This is a genomic window from Niveispirillum sp. FG148, assembly GCF_057809655.1.
This window is the reverse complement of the sequence record NZ_JBMDKJ010000004.1, coordinates 204753-220125: the sequence shown is the minus strand read 5'-3', so window position 1 is coordinate 220125 and position 15373 is coordinate 204753. Positions and strand designations below refer to the sequence as shown.

The following is a 15373-nucleotide window of genomic DNA, read 5'->3' as shown; positions in this document are numbered from 1 at the left end:
TTAATCAGGAATGGAAATGGGGGGGCCGATCAGCCCGCCGCCTTGCCGCTCTGCAGGGTGCCGGTGACGCTGCCGCCTTCAGAGATATTGATGCGGCCGTAGCGGATGGTGCCATCCACATGACCCGTCTCCCCCACGGCCAGGATGCCCGACACCTCGATCGTGCCGGTGGCGCGCCCGTTGACACGCATCTGCTCGACATTGGCCACACCTTCGAAATGGCCACCTTCGGCAATTTCCAGGATCTTGATGTCGCTCAGCGTCACATCAACCAGACGGCCGGCAACATGCAGCGTATGGCAATGGGAAATCTTCGCCCCTTCGATCCGGGCTTCGGACGCGATGGAGGTGATGCCGCCGGTCAGGGGACCCGTTTCGGCAGACGCCTCCGCAACACCGCTTAGGCCGGGACGCTGGAAGCTGCGCGGGTCCAGGATATCGTTGGGCATCGGTCAAGCACTCTCCGCCAGGGGCCGTCCGCGTGGGGTCGGCAGAATGCGACCGGCCAGGGCGGCCGGCCCGTTGTTTGCAATCCATTCATAAGCTGAAAGGGTTAAAACCGCAACGCTTCTTGCCCACGACACAAGAGGGATGCATGGGGGTACGTTGACAGGGGGGGCCGTCGGCCCAATAGTCGCCGGTTCCGGCGTGTGGGCATGGGGTTCATGCGCGCGGAAACCATATGGCTCCATGGAGTTGCAGCCGTGATCCCTGTCGTGATGCCCACCTATTCCCGCATCGACATCGTGTTCGAGCGGGGCGAAGGCGCCTATATCTGGGACACGACAGGCCGACGATTCCTGGATTTCACCGCCGGCATCGCGGTGAACGCCCTTGGTCACGCACACCCCTATCTGGTGGAAAAGCTGACCGAGCAGGCGGGCAAGCTGTGGCACACGTCCAACCTGTACCGGGTGGCCGGGCAGGAGAAGCTGGCCAAGCGGCTGTGCGATCTGACCTTTGCCGACACCATGTTCTTCACCAATTCCGGGGTGGAGGCGTTTGAGTGCGCGGTGAAGACCGTGCGCAAGTATCAGCATGACAGCGGCCATCCGGAAAAGACCCGCTTCATCGTCGTGGGCGGCGCCTTCCATGGCCGTTCCACCACGGCCATCGCGGCCGCCAAGTCGGAAAAGATGGTGGGCGGCTTCGGGCCGCTGCTGGACAGCTTCGACCAGGTGCCGTTCGGCAACATGAACGAACTGCGCGCCGCCATCACACCGGAAACGGCCGGCATCATTGTCGAGCCGATCCTGGGCGAAGGCGGTATCCAGGTCGGCAGTGCTGACTATCTGAAGGCCCTGCGCGCCACAGCCGATGAATTCGGCCTGCTGCTGGTGTTTGACGAGATCCAGACGGGTGTCGCCCGTACCGGCAAGATGTTCGCCTATGAATGGGCGGGCGTGGAGCCGGACGTAATGTGCATCGCCAAGGGCATTGGCGGCGGCTTCCCCGTCGGCGCCTGCCTGGCGTCGGAAAAGGCGGCGCTGGGCATGGTGCCCGGCACCCATGGCAGCACCTTTGGCGGCAACCCTCTGGGCATGGCCGTGGCCAATGCCGTGCTGGATGTCGTCACCGCGCCGGGCTTCCTGGAGCATGTGAACGAGACGGGCGAGAAGCTGCAGGCGGCCCTGGCCGATCTGGTCGCCCGATACCCGACCGTGTTGGCGGAAGTGCGCGGCAAGGGCCTGATGTTGGGCCTGAAATGCACCAAGCCCAATGGCGAGGTGGCGACGCGGCTGCGGGAGAACGGGCTGCTGGTTGTGCCGGCGGCCGACAATGTCATCCGCATCCTGCCGCCGCTGACCATCGGTGATACGGAAATCGCCGAAGCCGCCGCCATCATCGACAAGACCTGCCAGGAGCTGGCGCAATGACCAAGACCACGACCCCCCGCCATTTCCTGGACATCCACAATCACAGCATCGACGAACTGCGCGACATGCTGGACCGGGCCGCCTTCATGAAGCGCGGCCAGGGTGCGGAAAAGCCGCTGCTGGGCAAGACGCTGGCGCTGATCTTCGAAAAGCCCAGCACCCGCACGCGCGTGTCGTTCGAAGTGGGCATGCGCCAGCTGGGTGGCGAAGTGATCTGCCTGACCGGCAAGGAAATCCAGCTGGGCCATGGCGAGACCATCGGCGACACGGCGCGCGTGCTGTCGCGCTATGTCGACATCATCATGCTGCGCACCGACCATGAGGCGAAGCTGCAGGAGATGGCGGAGGCGGCCACCGTCCCCGTCATCAACGGCCTGACCGACAGTTCCCACCCGGTGCAGATCATGGCCGACATCCAGACCTATGAGGAACGCAAGGGCCCCATCAAGGATGCAGTCTTCTGCTGGACGGGTGATGCCAACAATGTCTGCGAAAGCCTGATCCACGCCTCGGTTCTGTTCGATTTCGAACTGCGCATCGCCTGTCCGCCGGAACTGTCGCCGACGCACCAGACACTGGAATGGATCAAGGCCCACAAGGGTCGCGTCACCGTCCACCGTGATGTGGAGACGGCGGCGGAAGGTGCGGATGCCATCGTCACCGACACCTGGGTGTCGATGCACAACAAGGATGCGCATCGCCGTCACAATCTGCTGAAGTCCTATCAGGTAAACGATCGCATCATGGGTCTGGCGAAAAAAGACGCCATATTCATGCATTGCCTGCCCGCCCACCGCGAGGAGGAGGTGACGTCCAGCGTCATCGACGGTCCGCAGTCGGCGGTGTGGGATGAGGCGGAGAACCGCATGCACGCCCAGAAGGGCATTCTGACCTGGTGCCTGAACCGATGAATTCCGACTTCCCCGTGGCGGGCCAGCCCCGCCACGACACCAATGAAGTGATCGCCGAATTCGATATCTGCCAGCCGTTCCAGCTGGACAGCAGCTCTTTTCGCGGGCGGCTGATCCGGCTGGGACCGGCGCTGGACGAGATTCTGACGCGGCACAATTACCCGGACGAGCTGGCGCCGCTGCTGGCGGACACGATCCTGCTGGCGGCGACGCTGGCCTCGTCCCTGAAATATGACGGCATCTTCACCCTTCAGACCAAGGGTGACGGCCCCGTCGCCTATACGGTCGCCGACATCACCTCCGTCGGGGATCTGCGCGGCTATGCGCGGGTGGATCTGGAAAGACTGGCCGAACAGCGTGGGCATAAGGGCTTCAAGGCCGATCTGGGCTCTCTGCTGGGGTCCGGCTATGTCGCCTTCACGGTCGACCAGGGTGAACATACCGAGCGGTATCAGGGCATCGTGGAACTGCGTGGCGCCACGCTGGCCGAGGCCGTGCGCCATTATTTCAAGCAGAGCGAACAGCTGGCCGCGTCCATCAAGAGCTTCGTGGCCAAGGACGCAGACGGCAAATGGGTTGGCGGCGCCATCATGCTGCAGGCCCTGCCGCCGGAGGATGCCGGCACCTTCGCCGACCACCAGCCCGGTGTGCGGGAAGAAGACTGGCATCGTGCCGGCCTGCTGCTGGAAACAGTGACGGCGCATGAACTGCTGGACAAGGACCTGTCCGCGAACGAGCTGATCTACCGCCTGTTCCACGAAGAAGGGCCGCGCATCTTCGAACGCCGCGAATTGCGGCCGGGCTGCCGCTGCTCGCGCGAGCGGGTGACGGACGTGCTGCGCAGCCTGAACCGGGGCGAGCTGGAAGAATTGCGCGTCGACGGCGTCGTGGCCGTGACCTGCGAGTTCTGCAACGCGACCTACAATTTCAACGACCAGGACCTGGACAAGGTCTACGCCGCGTTCTGATACCAAGGGTCTGATTTATGACCATTGGTACGGCGGCGCCCGGCGTTGGGGGGGGGCATGTGCCCGGCCGGAGGGGACGCGCCGTCAGGGCGCGATCCCTGCCACCGGACGCAGGGCCGCCCCTTCGGGCAGGTCGATCCGGAACCGTTCCGCCAGCAGGGTGCGGAATGCCCGCTCGTCCGTGATTTCCCGCTCCTCCACCAGGTGCCCCCCGACTCGGAGCCGGTATTGACCGTTCAGCAGCGTGTGCCGTTCGGTCAGGGTGCTGCGCGCCGCCACGCGGTTCTGCACGAACCGTGAGGCCGGGTGGGTGGACGTGAAATGGTTGCCGAAGACCAGATCAAGATCGGTCACCGGATCATCGCTGAACCAGTAAAGACCGAACCAGCCGCCATCGCGCCAGACCTCCACTTCCCAGCCGGGGGCCCAGTCGGACGGGCGGATACGCCAGCGGTCACCGGCACTGTCATATTCCCCCGCACGCAGGGGCAGCGGCTCCACCAGGCAGGCACCGCCAAATCCGACATCCGCGATATAAGGGACGTCATCCAGGGTGACGATCTGCATCAGGTGGCTGCGGCCCCCCGGCTCCCCGCCCATGCGGACCCGCGCCATGGTACGGCGGACACTGAAGCCGATGGCGGCGAGCGCCGCCTGGAACAAGCTGTTCTGTTCGAAGCAATAACCGCCACGGCGGCGTTCCACCAGCTTGTCCCGGATGGCATCAGCCTCCAGCCGGATGGGAAGCCCCATTTGGATATCCAGGTTTTCAAACGGAATCACCCCGACATGGGCGATGTGCAACGCCGTCAGGGTGGACAGATCGGGCTGTGTCGGCCCGCCATGCCCGATGCGGGCCAGATAGCGGGCAAGGTCGAATTCGGCGTTCATGGTCTGGGCCCTGCCGGGTGGGAACGTCCTTTCCCATAGCGATACCGGCCGGCACCGACCAGCGCCGAAACGTCATCACGACAAGGTACCGCCCGGCCGCCACTCCCCCCCCCGACGGGATCAGCAGGAACCGACGACGCGGCGGCTGGCCAGATCCACGACGCGGCGCTTGTCCGAAGCAGCCCGGCGCGTGCGCGCGGCATCGTCGGCCGCCAGGACCGCCAGCGACAAAAATTCCGCCAGATCGTTCATCCGGCTGCGCTGCGCGTCCTTCACCAGGCTTTCCAGGCACCGGCGGATGGCGACCGCCACCTCCGGCCCATCCTCGTCACCCACACAAAGACCCGGCCGGTTCTGCTCGTCTGTTATGAAGCTCATCTGATCTTGGCCCCCGTATCAAATGCCCATAGAGGGTGAGATGCTGTTTCTTCAGAGAGACTATACGATTTTCTTTTGGATTGGGAGATGTAAACGTATTAATGTTTTCTGTTAACAAGTATACATACCGTATTAACTTATTTACCCAAGCAAAAATAGTCAATTTTCAGCACAACACAACCTTTCGCATTGGTTTTTTGTTCAGTCATACTGGGATTACTGACGAGAGGCCGGGCGCCTTGAAATCGAATACAAGACCATTCAGGTGCCCCGCGAAGGTCGCCGACGGCGGCTGTTCGCCACGGGTAAAGCAGCCTTGCTGAAAACTGTGAACGGCAGATGAAGGCAGGACAGTTGCGGACGGGCGCGGGCCTGCCTATATCTGCTTTGCGTCGGCGGGGAAGGTCTTCCCCGCCAGCTTGGATGCAGGTCCGGCCGGACCTGTCTCGTCCCGGCAGTCAGAACCAATGGGGACCATATCGCGGTGCCGGAGGGCATTTGGGCCGCGGGCGGTCTGCCGAACAAGAGAGGTCGTCATGAGCAAGGTTATCGGTATCGATCTGGGCACCACCAATTCGTGCGTGGCCGTCATGGAAGGCACGCAGGCCAAGGTCATCGAGAATGCCGAGGGCGCGCGCACCACGCCGTCCATGGTCGCTTTCACGCAGAGCGGTGAGCGTCTGGTGGGTCAGCCGGCCAAGCGCCAGGCCGTCACCAACCCGGACAATACGCTGTTCGCGATCAAGCGCCTGATCGGCCGTCGCTTTGACGACCCGGTGACGAAGAAGGATATCGGCCTCGTCCCCTACAAGATCGTGTCTGGCGGCAACGGCGACGCCTGGGTCGAGGCCCATGGCGACAAGTACAGCCCCAGCCAGGTCAGCGCCTTCATCCTGCAGAAGATGAAGGAAACGGCCGAGGCTTATCTGGGTGAGAAGGTCACCCAGGCCGTCATCACGGTCCCCGCCTATTTCAATGACAGCCAGCGTCAGGCCACCAAGGATGCCGGCAAGATCGCCGGCCTGGAAGTGCTGCGCATCATCAACGAGCCGACGGCCGCCGCCCTTGCCTATGGCATGGAGAAGAAGGGCACCGGCACGATCGCCGTGTACGACCTGGGTGGTGGTACCTTCGACGTGTCGATCCTGGAAATCGGCGACGGCGTGTTCGAGGTGAAGTCCACGAACGGCGACACGTTCCTGGGCGGTGAAGATTTCGACGGCAAGATCATCGATTACCTGGCCGAGGAGTTCCAGAAGGAGCAGGGCATCGACCTGCGCAAGGACCGTCTGGCCCTGCAGCGCCTGAAGGAAGCCGCCGAGAAGGCCAAGATCGAGCTGTCCAGCTCGGTCCAGACGGAAGTCAACCTGCCCTTCATCACGGCCGATGCGTCGGGTCCGAAGCACCTGAACGTCAAGCTGAGCCGCGCCAAGCTGGAATCCCTGGTCGATGACCTGGTGCGCCGCACGGTCGGCCCCTGCCAGTCGGCCCTGAAGGATGCCGGTCTGAAGGCGTCGGAAGTGGACGAGGTGATCCTGGTCGGCGGCATGACCCGCATGCCCAAGATCATCGAGACCGTGAAGCAGATCTTCGGCAAGGAACCCAACCGCGGTGTGAACCCGGACGAGGTCGTGGCCGTCGGTGCCGCCATCCAGGGCGGCGTGCTGAAGGGCGATGTCAAGGACGTGCTGCTGCTGGACGTTACCCCGCTGTCGCTGGGTATCGAAACGCTGGGCGGCGTGTTCACCCGTCTGATCGACCGCAACACCACCATCCCGACCAAGAAGTCCCAGGTCTTCTCGACCGCTGAGGACAACCAGTCGGCCGTGACCATCCGCGTGTTCCAGGGCGAGCGCGAAATGGCCCAGGACAACAAGATGCTGGGCCAGTTCGACCTGATGGGCATCCCGTCCGCCCCGCGCGGTGTGCCGCAGATCGAGGTGACCTTCGACATCGACGCCAACGGCATCGTCAATGTCGGCGCCAAGGACAAGGCGACCAACAAGGAACAGACGATCCGCATCCAGGCTTCCGGTGGTCTGTCGGACAGCGACATCCAGAAGATGGTGAAGGACGCCGAGGCGCATGCCGCCGAGGACAAGAAGCGCAAGGAACTGGTCGAGGCCAAGAACCATGCCGACGGCCTGATCCATTCCACCGAGCGGACCCTGAAGGACAATGGCGACAAGATCTCCCCCGCCGACAAGTCGGCCGTGGAGAGCGCCATCGCTGACCTGAAGGCCGCCATGAATGGTGAAGACGCCGCCGCCATCAAGGAGAAGACCGACGCGCTGGCCCAGGCCAGCATGAAGGTTGGCGAAGCCATGTACAAGGCCAGCCAGGAAGCCGGTGGTGCCGAAGGCGCGGGCGCTTCGACCGCGGGCGACGATGAATCCGCCGGTGGGGAGAAGGTTGTGGACGCCGACTTCGAGGAAGTCGACGATCGCAAGAAGAACTGACCTCGATTGGGCTGGTGTTCGTCGGGGTTCGCGAACGCTCACCCCGACCTACGGGTGGTGACCCTTTCGTAGGTCGTGGGTGAGCATCGCGAACCCCGACAGGCCCGGCTCCGGGGAACGGTGCCGGGCCTGTTGCGTGACGGGTACGGCCATGGAATTGTGACGAATGGCTTCAGGTCCGGGGGCCGGCCCTTGAACGGGCGGTCGGACCGGATGCGAAGGGACAGAGGCCACCATGTCGAAGCGCGATTATTACGAAGTACTGGGCGTCCAGAAGGGTGCCAGTGCCGATGATCTGAAGAAGGCCTATCGCAAGCTGGCGATGCAGTATCACCCGGACCGCAATCAGGGTGACAAGACGGCCGAGCAGAAGTTCAAGGAAATCAACGAAGCCTATGACTGCCTGAAGGACGAGCAGAAGCGCGCCGCCTACGACCGCTTCGGCCATGCCGCCTTTGAAGGCGGCGGTGGCCGTCCCGGTGCCGGGGCGGGCGGCTTCGATTTCGGCGGCGGCTTTGCCGACATCTTTGACGAGATGTTCGGGGAGTTCATGGGCCGCGGCCGCGGTGGCCAGACCAACAACCGCGGCGCCGACCTGCGCTATAACCTGGAAATCAGCCTGGAGGATGCCTTCAAGGGCTCCACCACCCAGGTGCGCGTGCCCACCAGCGTGATGTGCGAGCATTGCAGCGGGTCAGGGGCGGAAAATGGCAGCAGCCCCACCACCTGCGGCACCTGTAACGGGGCCGGCAAGGTGCGTGCGCAGCAGGGCTTCTTCACCATCGAACGTTCTTGCCCCACCTGCGGCGGTGCGGGCCGCGTCATCAAGGATCCGTGCCGCCATTGCGGTGGCCAGGGCCGCGTGCGCAAGGAAAAGACCCTGCAGGTTTCCATCCCCGCCGGCGTGGAGGATGGAACGCGCATCCGTCTGGCCGGCGAGGGCGAAGCGGGTCTGCGCGGCGGCACGCCGGGCGACCTTTACATCTTCCTGGCCATCGGGGCGCATCGCTTCTTCCAGCGTGACGGGGCCAACCTGCATTGCCGGGTGCCCATCCCCATGACGACGGCGGCCCTGGGCGGCACCATCGAGGTGCCGACCATTGATGGCAGCCGCGCCAAGGTGAATGTGCCGGCCGGCACCCAGACAGGCCATCAGTTCCGTCTGAAGGGCAAGGGCATGAGCGTCCTGCGCAGCCCGGCACGCGGCGACATGTACATCAATGTCATGGTCGAAACGCCGGTCAACCTGACCAAGAAGCAGCAGGAGCTGCTGAAGGAGTTCGAGAAGGAAGCGGCCGAAAAGGGCCATAATCCCGAGTCGGAAGGCTTCTTCGCCAAGGTGAAGGAGTTCTTCGCGGACTTAAAGGATTGAAAGGCACCTTTGCCGGTCGTCCCCCGCTCCACCGTCATCCCGGCGAAAGCCGGGACCCAGGGTCACAGGATCAGACCTTGAAGCTGCGTACGATCATGCTGCCGAAAGGTCGGGCGCTTGGCCCCTGGGTCCCGGCTTTCGCCGGGATGACGGGAGAGGGGACTGCCCCCCCATGAGCTTCGCCCGCGCCATCGCCACCGTCGGCGGCATCACCATGGTCAGCCGTGTGCTGGGCTTCGTGCGCGACATGCTGCAGGCCCGCTATCTGGGCGCCGGCATGGAGGCGGATGCCTTCTTTGTGGCCTTCCGCCTGCCCAACCTGTTCCGGTCCCTGTTCGCGGAAGGCGCCTTCACGGCGGCCTTCCTGCCTTTGTTCAGCGGCACGCTGGAAAAGGAAGGTCGCGACAGTGCCAAGGGACTGGCGGAGGAAGCGCTGGCCGTCATGGTGGCCGTCTTGATGATTTTCTCAATCATCATGGCCGTGTCCATGCCCTGGGTCGTGTCCATCCTGGCCACGGGCTTCAATGATGATCCGGCGCAACGCGCGCTCGCCATCTCGCTTTCCCAGATCACCTTCCCCTATCTGGCACTGATTTCGCTGACGGCGTTATTTGGCTCTATCCTCAATGCTGTGGGCCGGTTCGGGCCGTTTGCGGCGGCGCCCGTGCTGTTGAACATCGTGCAGATCACCGCCCTGCTGCTGTCGAAGCCGCTGGGCATCGGGGCGCACTGGATGCTGGCCTATGGCGTGCCCGTGGCCGGGGCCGCGCAGATGATCTGGATGATCGTGGCCGCCAAGCGGGCGGGCATGGGCCTGCGTCTGCGCCGCCCGCGCCTGACCCCGCGGGTGAAGCGCCTGTTCGCGCTGCTGGCACCGGGCATCCTGGGGGCCGGCGTCTATCAGTTCAACCTGCTGATCGGCACCAATCTGGCTTCCTGGCTGCCGACCGGGGCCGTGTCTTATCTGCAATATGCCGACCGGCTGAACCAGCTGCCCATGTCGGTCATCGGCGTGGCCGTGGGCACGGCACTGCTGCCGCTGCTGTCGCGACAGATGGTGGCCGGCGACCATGACGGGGTAAAGGCCAGCCTGTCGCGCGGGCTGGAATTTGCCGGCCTTCTGGGCCTGCCGGCCACCGTGGCGCTGATCGCCATTCCCGGCCCCCTGATCCATGTGCTGTTCAAGGGCGGGGCCTTCACGGCCGCCGACGCGGTCGCCACCGCATCGGCCCTGCAGGCCTTCGCCGTGGGCATCCCCGCTTTCATCACGGCCAAGATCCTGTCGTCGGCCTATTTCGCCAAGCAGGACACGAAGGGACCCGTGCGCATCGCCATCATCGTGGTGATCAGCAATATCGCCCTGTCCCTGGCCCTGATCGGGCCGCTGGGCCATGTCGGGCTGGCCCTGGCGCCGGGTTTGACGGCCTGGCTGAATGTGCTGCTGCTGGCCGTGGGTCTGCGGCGGCGCGGGCTGCTGTCGCTGGATGCGCGGCTGACGGGGCGGCTGTGGCGCATGGGTGTGGCAGCGGCGGGGCTGGCGGCGGCCGGGTTGGGCCTGTCCTGGCTGCTGCATCCCTGGCTTTATGACGGGGTGGGGCTGGTGAAGATCGCCGCCCTGGCCGGGGTCATTGCCGGGGCGTCCATCACCTATTTCGCGCTGTGCTTCCTGCTGGGGGCGGCGCGCCCTGCGGAGATCAAGGGGCTGCTGCGCCGGGGCAAAGCGCCGCCGCCGCCGCCCGCCGCTTGACCGGGGCCGGACGGGCGCGCGATACAGGCAGCCCGGCATTTCGCCTTCCACAAGCGAGCTTCAGAGACCAGCAATGAGCCTTATCTTTTCCGGCATGCAGCCGACCCGCCAGCTCCACCTCGGCAACTATCTCGGCGCGCTGAAGAACTGGGTGAAGCTGCAGCATGAGATGGACGCGATCTTCTGCGTCGTCGACCTGCATGCGATGACCATCGAGCATGACCCGGAGACCCTGCGGTCCAATATAAGGGAGGTGGCCGCCGCCTATATCGCCGCCGGCATCGACCCGGAAAAGCATATCCTGTTCAACCAGTCGGCCGTTTCCGGCCATGCCGAACTGAACTGGATCCTGACCTGCCATACGCCGCTGGGCTGGCTGAACCGCATGACCCAGTTCAAGGAGAAGGCGGGCAAGCAGAAGGACAATGCCGTCCTGGGGCTTTACGCCTATCCCGTGCTGATGGCCGCCGACATCCTGCTGTACAAGGCCACGCATGTGCCCGTGGGCGAGGATCAGAAGCAGCATCTGGAACTGGCCCGCGACATTGCCGGTGCCTTCAACCGCTATTACAAGGCCGACGGCTTCTTCCCCCTGCCGGAACCGCAGATTCTGGGTGAGGCGACGCGCGTCATGAGCCTGCGCGACGGCACCAAGAAGATGTCGAAGTCGGACGAGAGCGAATATAGCCGCATCAACCTGACCGACGATGCCGACACCATCGCCCTGAAGATCCGCAAGGCCAAGACCGATCCGGAGCCGCTGCCCGAGACGGTGGAGGATCTGGAAAAGCGGCCGGAAGCCAATAATCTGGTCACCATCTACGCCGCCTTGTCGGACACCAGCCGCGCCGCCGTGCTGGCCCAGTTCGGCGGGCAGCAGTTCAGCGCCTTCAAGGGGGCGCTGGCCGACCTGTCGGTCGCCAAGCTGGCCCCCATCGCCGGCGAAATGAACCGGCTGCTGGGTGACCGGGCCGAGTTGGACCGTATCCTGAAGAAGGGTGCCGACCGCGCCGGCGAGATCGCGGCCCGCACCATGAACGAGGTCAAGGACCTGGTCGGCCTGGTCCGGTTCTGATCTGGTTGGTTCTGTTCTGGAAAGCCCCACGCCGGTCCCGCGGCGTGGGGCTTTTTCATTCGCATTCAGCTCGTCGCGCGCGGGTGCTTCGGACAGGGCGCCGTTGGTCCGGCGGCGACCGCCGCCGCGCGGCGATTGGGGGCGCGCGATATCAGGTGATCGCATCCAGCTGTTCGTCGGACAGGTAGCCCGGCACCACGGTGACGGGGATGCGCAGTGTGCCCGACATCTGGCCGACCACGTAATTGATCAGGGGACCCGGCCCGCCACGACCCGTGCCAGCGGCCAGGACCAGGATGGAGATGCTGGGTTCTTCGGCCAGCAGTTTCATCAGCTGCTCACTGGCCTGACCGTTGCGGATATAGAGCGTGGGCATGGAGCCGGCAATGTCCACCACCTCCTTGGCCAGGCGCTGCATCAGCTGCTCCGCCTCCTCCCGCTGCTCCTGCTTCATCAGCTCCTCGATGGCGCCCCATTGCTGAAGCTCCCCCGGCGGGATGACATGCAGCAGCGCGACGCGGCCGCCCGTGGAGCGGGCGCGGCGGGCAGCGTAATGCAGCGCCACGCTCATCTCCTCCGTCTCGTCCACGACGACCAGGAAGATGCGGGTATTTGCGGTCTGGCTCATCTGGCCCTCTCCCCCCGGATTGTTATCGTCACTTGCGGAACACGATGCCGGCCAGCCAGCCCGAGGTCACGGCCAGCATGATGCCCAGTACGGCGTAGAAGATCGACTGGCGGTGGGCGAATTCATAGACATTGGCTGAAAAGCCGATCTTGGAGACCAGCAGCGGCGTCGTCTGGGCGCTGACCACATCGCCGTCCCGCACCAGAAAGACCGAAGCCGTATAGGTGCCCGTGGGCACATTGGCCGGGAAGAAGATGCGGGTGCGGAACAGGCGCTGGCCCAGGAACGAGACCTCCCCCACCTCCGTCGGGTACAGCCCGGCCCGCTGCTTGTTGCGAATCAGGGCCGCGCGGAAGTCAGCCAGCTGTTCGGGTGTCAGCTTGGTCTTGCCCGGCACCAGCCGGATATAGTCCAACCCGATTTCATGCCGTTGCAGGACCGTGGGCGGCACCACGCCGTCCAGCGGTGCCGTAACGGCAACATAGTAATAGGCCGGGACGCGGTCGAAGGCGACATCGTCGGTATTCACCCAGATGCCGGCCACGCGTTCCTTGCGGCGGACCTTCACCTCTGCTTCCGGCCCCTGCACGACGACGGCCACGTCGCCATCGCCATCCACGGCACCGAACAGCACGACATCGGTGCCCGTGAAGCCTGTGGTGATGGCGATCAGGTGGTTGGACAGGTCGGCCACCAGCGATTGCGCCCAGGCGGGCCGCACCGATTGCCACAGGCAGAAGCAGGCCAGGGCTGCCAGCGGCAGGGCCAACCAGCGCCGACGCCTCATGTCGTCACCGGCAGGGTGATGGAATAGATATCTTCCGGCCGGACAACCAGATCGACGGCCAGCTTCACAGCCACGGCCAGCACCATCATGGCCAGCAGGGCACGGGCCTGTTCACCGCGCAGCCGCATGCCGGCGCGGGTGCCGAACTGCGCCCCGATGACGCCGCCGACCAGCAGCAGCAGGGCCAGCACGATATCCACCGTCTGGTTGCCGACCGCCTGCAGGAAGGCGGCCAGCCCCGTGGTGAACACGATCTGGAACAGCGAAGTGCCGGCGACCAGGGCGGTCGGCATGCCCAGGATATAGATCATGGCCGGCACCAGCAGGAAACCGCCGCCGATGCCCATGATCGCCACCAGCACGCCCCCGACAAACCCGATCAGGGCCGGCAGCAGGGCGGAGATATAGAGGCGGGAGCGCGGGAAGCGCATCTTGAAGGGCAGACCGTGCAGCCAGGTATGATGATGCAGCTTCGACCGCACGGCCGTGTCGCGCCCCTTCAGCAGGGCCCGCACGCTTTCCGTCAGCATCAGGCCGCTGACCGTGCCCAGGAACAGGACATAGGCCAGCGAGATCACCAGATCGATATGGCCCAGCTTCTGCAGGCGCCCGAACAGCCAGACGCCTAGGCCCGTGCCCAGCGCCCCGCCGATCAGCATGACCAAGCCCAGCTTCACGTCGACATTGTTGCGCCGCCAATGGGCCAGCACGCCGGAAACCGATGCACCCACCAGCTGGTTGGCCTGCGTGCCCACGGCCACGGCCGGCGGCACGCCGATGAAGATCAGCAGCGGCGTCATCAGGAAACCGCCGCCCACCCCGAACAGACCGGACAGGAAGCCCACGGCCCCCCCCAGGATCAGGATCAACAGGGCGTTGACCGAGATTTCGGCGATGGGAAGATAGATCTGCATGACCAGCCGGGCGTGGGGGGCTCCACCGCAACTCTACCGCCGGTCCCGGTTCAAACCCAAGTGCCAATCACCACCGACCGCACTTCCGGGTGTTCAATCGGCCGGAGAGCAACCTTATTCAAATCCGGTGCAGCGGATGCGGTACTGGCCACCTTCCTGGGTCAACTGGCAATTCTGCCAGCCGGCGGATTCCAGCGCCTCCTTGCGGGCTTCAGCCTCCTCCTGCGTCGTGCCGGGCGGCAGGGTTTCATTATGGGTGGGGGTGCTCACAGGCGGGGGCTCCTCTGCTGGATAGGTCGGACGTGGCCTAGGGCGTCTTGGCCTTGGCGGCGACCAGGGATTGCAGAACGCCGAACTGCGTGCTGCTGGGGCCGATCTCAGTCGACAGCATGCGCAGCGCCTGCTGGGGGTTGCTGTCGAAGGCGGGGCCGACATTGGTCTTCACGCGCTGCAATTCCGCGTCCAGTGTCCCGCTTTGCGCCAGCGTTGCCAGGATCGCCTTGGCATCGTCGGTCGACAGGGCGCGGATCTGTGTGACCAGGTCCTTGACCCGCTGGCTGGCCTGCAGGGTCACATCCTCACGCTTCAGGATCAGGTCGATCGACTGGTTGGCCTTTTCCGCAGCGACGCCGGCATTCTTCTGGATGTTGGTCAAGGCGCCAGGGATGGAGCCGGCGAAGATATAGCGATCCACGTCGCCCGACGCCTGCATCAGCGGATATTCATCGGCGGACAGGGTGGTCAGGGCGGAAACGATCTGTGTCCGGATGGTAGCCCGGTCCGACTCCATCTGCGCGACCAGGGTCGATACGGTGCGCTCATAGAACAGTTCCTTGTCGACCAGGGTGCCGGCACTGACCACACCTGCGGACAGGGCCGTCAGCACGTCCTTGGTGCGCTTGCCGTCTGCGATCACCGCCCCTGTCGACAGGCCCAGCGCGCCCAGGCCGAAAGCCAGGCTGGAATCGACCTTGCCCTGATTCAAGGTGCGGATGAAGCCACCGTAATTGGCATCGACCTGGGCAAGATAGGCATAGACCAGTTCATTGCGCGCCGCCTTGCGGCTGGCGGCATCGGTCGGGGCGTTATAGGCCTTCTGCAACTTTTCAATATTCGGCTTGTCCAGCACGGTCGCCAATATGACCGGGCTTTCTACCTGCGCCGGGAAGCCCGTCGCCAAGGAACCACATCCGGCCAACAACAGCGGGAAAAGGGCAAAAACAGCCAGTTTCAGCGTGAACCGCATGCGTGGCACCCCCATTGTCCGGACGGCGTCGGGTTCTGGCCACGCCCCCATCTTCATGCTCCCGACGGGTTCGACCGTCGATTGGCATCGGTAGCTATCACTATATTGAATATATCTGAA

At 64.4% G+C, this 15373-nt stretch carries 15 protein-coding genes; 7 read left to right on the top strand and 8 right to left on the bottom strand.

The window, feature by feature from the left end:
• Positions 1-29 precede the first annotated feature (29 nt).
• Positions 30-449, bottom strand: a complete 420-nt coding sequence (locus tag ACODTW_RS06380) for a bactofilin family protein (RefSeq protein WP_488945120.1) — start codon at positions 447-449, stop codon at positions 30-32.
• Positions 450-704: 255 nt separating this feature from the next.
• Between ACODTW_RS06380 and ACODTW_RS06375 the strand changes: the two genes are divergently transcribed.
• Genes ACODTW_RS06375 through hslO form a run of 3 tightly spaced genes read left to right on the top strand, consistent with a single transcriptional unit; the run spans position 705 to position 3756 of the window.
• Positions 705-1877 carry an aspartate aminotransferase family protein gene (locus ACODTW_RS06375; protein WP_488945119.1) on the top strand — a complete coding sequence of 391 codons (1173 nt, stop codon included), beginning with the start codon at positions 705-707 and terminating at the stop codon, positions 1875-1877.
• Positions 1874-2788, top strand: coding sequence for an ornithine carbamoyltransferase (argF, locus tag ACODTW_RS06370; RefSeq protein WP_488945118.1), 915 nt, complete (start codon positions 1874-1876; stop codon positions 2786-2788). Before ACODTW_RS06375 ends, argF begins: the two co-directional genes overlap by 4 nt.
• Positions 2785-3756, top strand: a complete 972-nt coding sequence (gene hslO / locus ACODTW_RS06365) for an Hsp33 family molecular chaperone HslO (RefSeq protein ID WP_488945117.1) — start codon at positions 2785-2787, stop codon at positions 3754-3756. The genes argF and hslO overlap by 4 nt, the downstream gene beginning before the upstream one ends.
• An 84-nt stretch (positions 3757-3840) precedes the next feature.
• Here the strand turns inward: hslO and ACODTW_RS06360 are convergent, their stop codons facing one another.
• On the bottom strand, positions 3841-4647 hold the full coding sequence (locus tag ACODTW_RS06360) for an arylamine N-acetyltransferase family protein (RefSeq protein ID WP_488945116.1): 807 nt from the start codon (positions 4645-4647) through the stop codon (positions 3841-3843).
• A 120-nt stretch (positions 4648-4767) separates the two neighbouring features.
• Positions 4768-5025 (bottom strand): hypothetical protein, encoded by a 258-nt coding sequence (locus tag ACODTW_RS06355; RefSeq protein ID WP_488945115.1) that lies wholly within the window; start codon positions 5023-5025, stop codon positions 4768-4770.
• 536 nt (positions 5026-5561) lie between these two features.
• Here ACODTW_RS06355 and dnaK point away from each other — a divergent pair.
• The 4 genes from dnaK to trpS all read left to right on the top strand — a co-directional run bounded on the left by dnaK (position 5562) and on the right by trpS (position 11678).
• A complete protein-coding gene (dnaK, locus tag ACODTW_RS06350; RefSeq protein ID WP_488945114.1) occupies positions 5562-7484 on the top strand; it encodes a molecular chaperone DnaK in 1923 nt (640 codons plus the stop codon).
• 235 nt (positions 7485-7719) lie between these two features.
• Positions 7720-8856, top strand: a complete 1137-nt coding sequence (gene dnaJ, locus ACODTW_RS06345; RefSeq protein ID WP_488945113.1) for a molecular chaperone DnaJ — start codon at positions 7720-7722, stop codon at positions 8854-8856.
• 172 nt (positions 8857-9028) lie between these two features.
• Positions 9029-10603 (top strand): murein biosynthesis integral membrane protein MurJ, encoded by a 1575-nt coding sequence (gene murJ / locus ACODTW_RS06340; RefSeq protein WP_488945112.1) that lies wholly within the window; start codon positions 9029-9031, stop codon positions 10601-10603.
• Between the two features lie 73 nt (positions 10604-10676).
• The gene (gene trpS, locus ACODTW_RS06335) at positions 10677-11678 is read left to right on the top strand and encodes a tryptophan--tRNA ligase (RefSeq protein WP_488945111.1); all 1002 of its coding nucleotides are present in this window, start codon (positions 10677-10679) and stop codon (positions 11676-11678) included.
• 151 nt (positions 11679-11829) lie between these two features.
• Here trpS and ACODTW_RS06330 read toward each other — a convergent pair whose 3' ends face one another.
• From ACODTW_RS06330 to ACODTW_RS06310, 5 genes are all read right to left on the bottom strand, one after another.
• Entirely contained in the window at positions 11830-12306 is a 477-nt protein-coding gene (locus tag ACODTW_RS06330) for a universal stress protein (protein ID WP_488945110.1), read from the bottom strand.
• Positions 12307-12334: 28 nt separating this feature from the next.
• Positions 12335-13093 carry a TIGR02186 family protein gene (locus ACODTW_RS06325; RefSeq protein ID WP_488945109.1) on the bottom strand — a complete coding sequence of 253 codons (759 nt, stop codon included), beginning with the start codon at positions 13091-13093 and terminating at the stop codon, positions 12335-12337.
• A complete protein-coding gene (locus ACODTW_RS06320) occupies positions 13090-14007 on the bottom strand; it encodes a sulfite exporter TauE/SafE family protein (RefSeq protein ID WP_488945108.1) in 918 nt (305 codons plus the stop codon). The genes ACODTW_RS06325 and ACODTW_RS06320 overlap by 4 nt, the downstream gene beginning before the upstream one ends.
• Before the next feature lie 114 nt (positions 14008-14121).
• Positions 14122-14277 (bottom strand): hypothetical protein, encoded by a 156-nt coding sequence (locus ACODTW_RS06315; protein ID WP_488945107.1) that lies wholly within the window; start codon positions 14275-14277, stop codon positions 14122-14124.
• 37 nt (positions 14278-14314) lie between these two features.
• Positions 14315-15253 carry a hypothetical protein gene (locus tag ACODTW_RS06310; RefSeq protein ID WP_488945106.1) on the bottom strand — a complete coding sequence of 313 codons (939 nt, stop codon included), beginning with the start codon at positions 15251-15253 and terminating at the stop codon, positions 14315-14317.
• Positions 15254-15373: the final 120 nt, after the last annotated feature.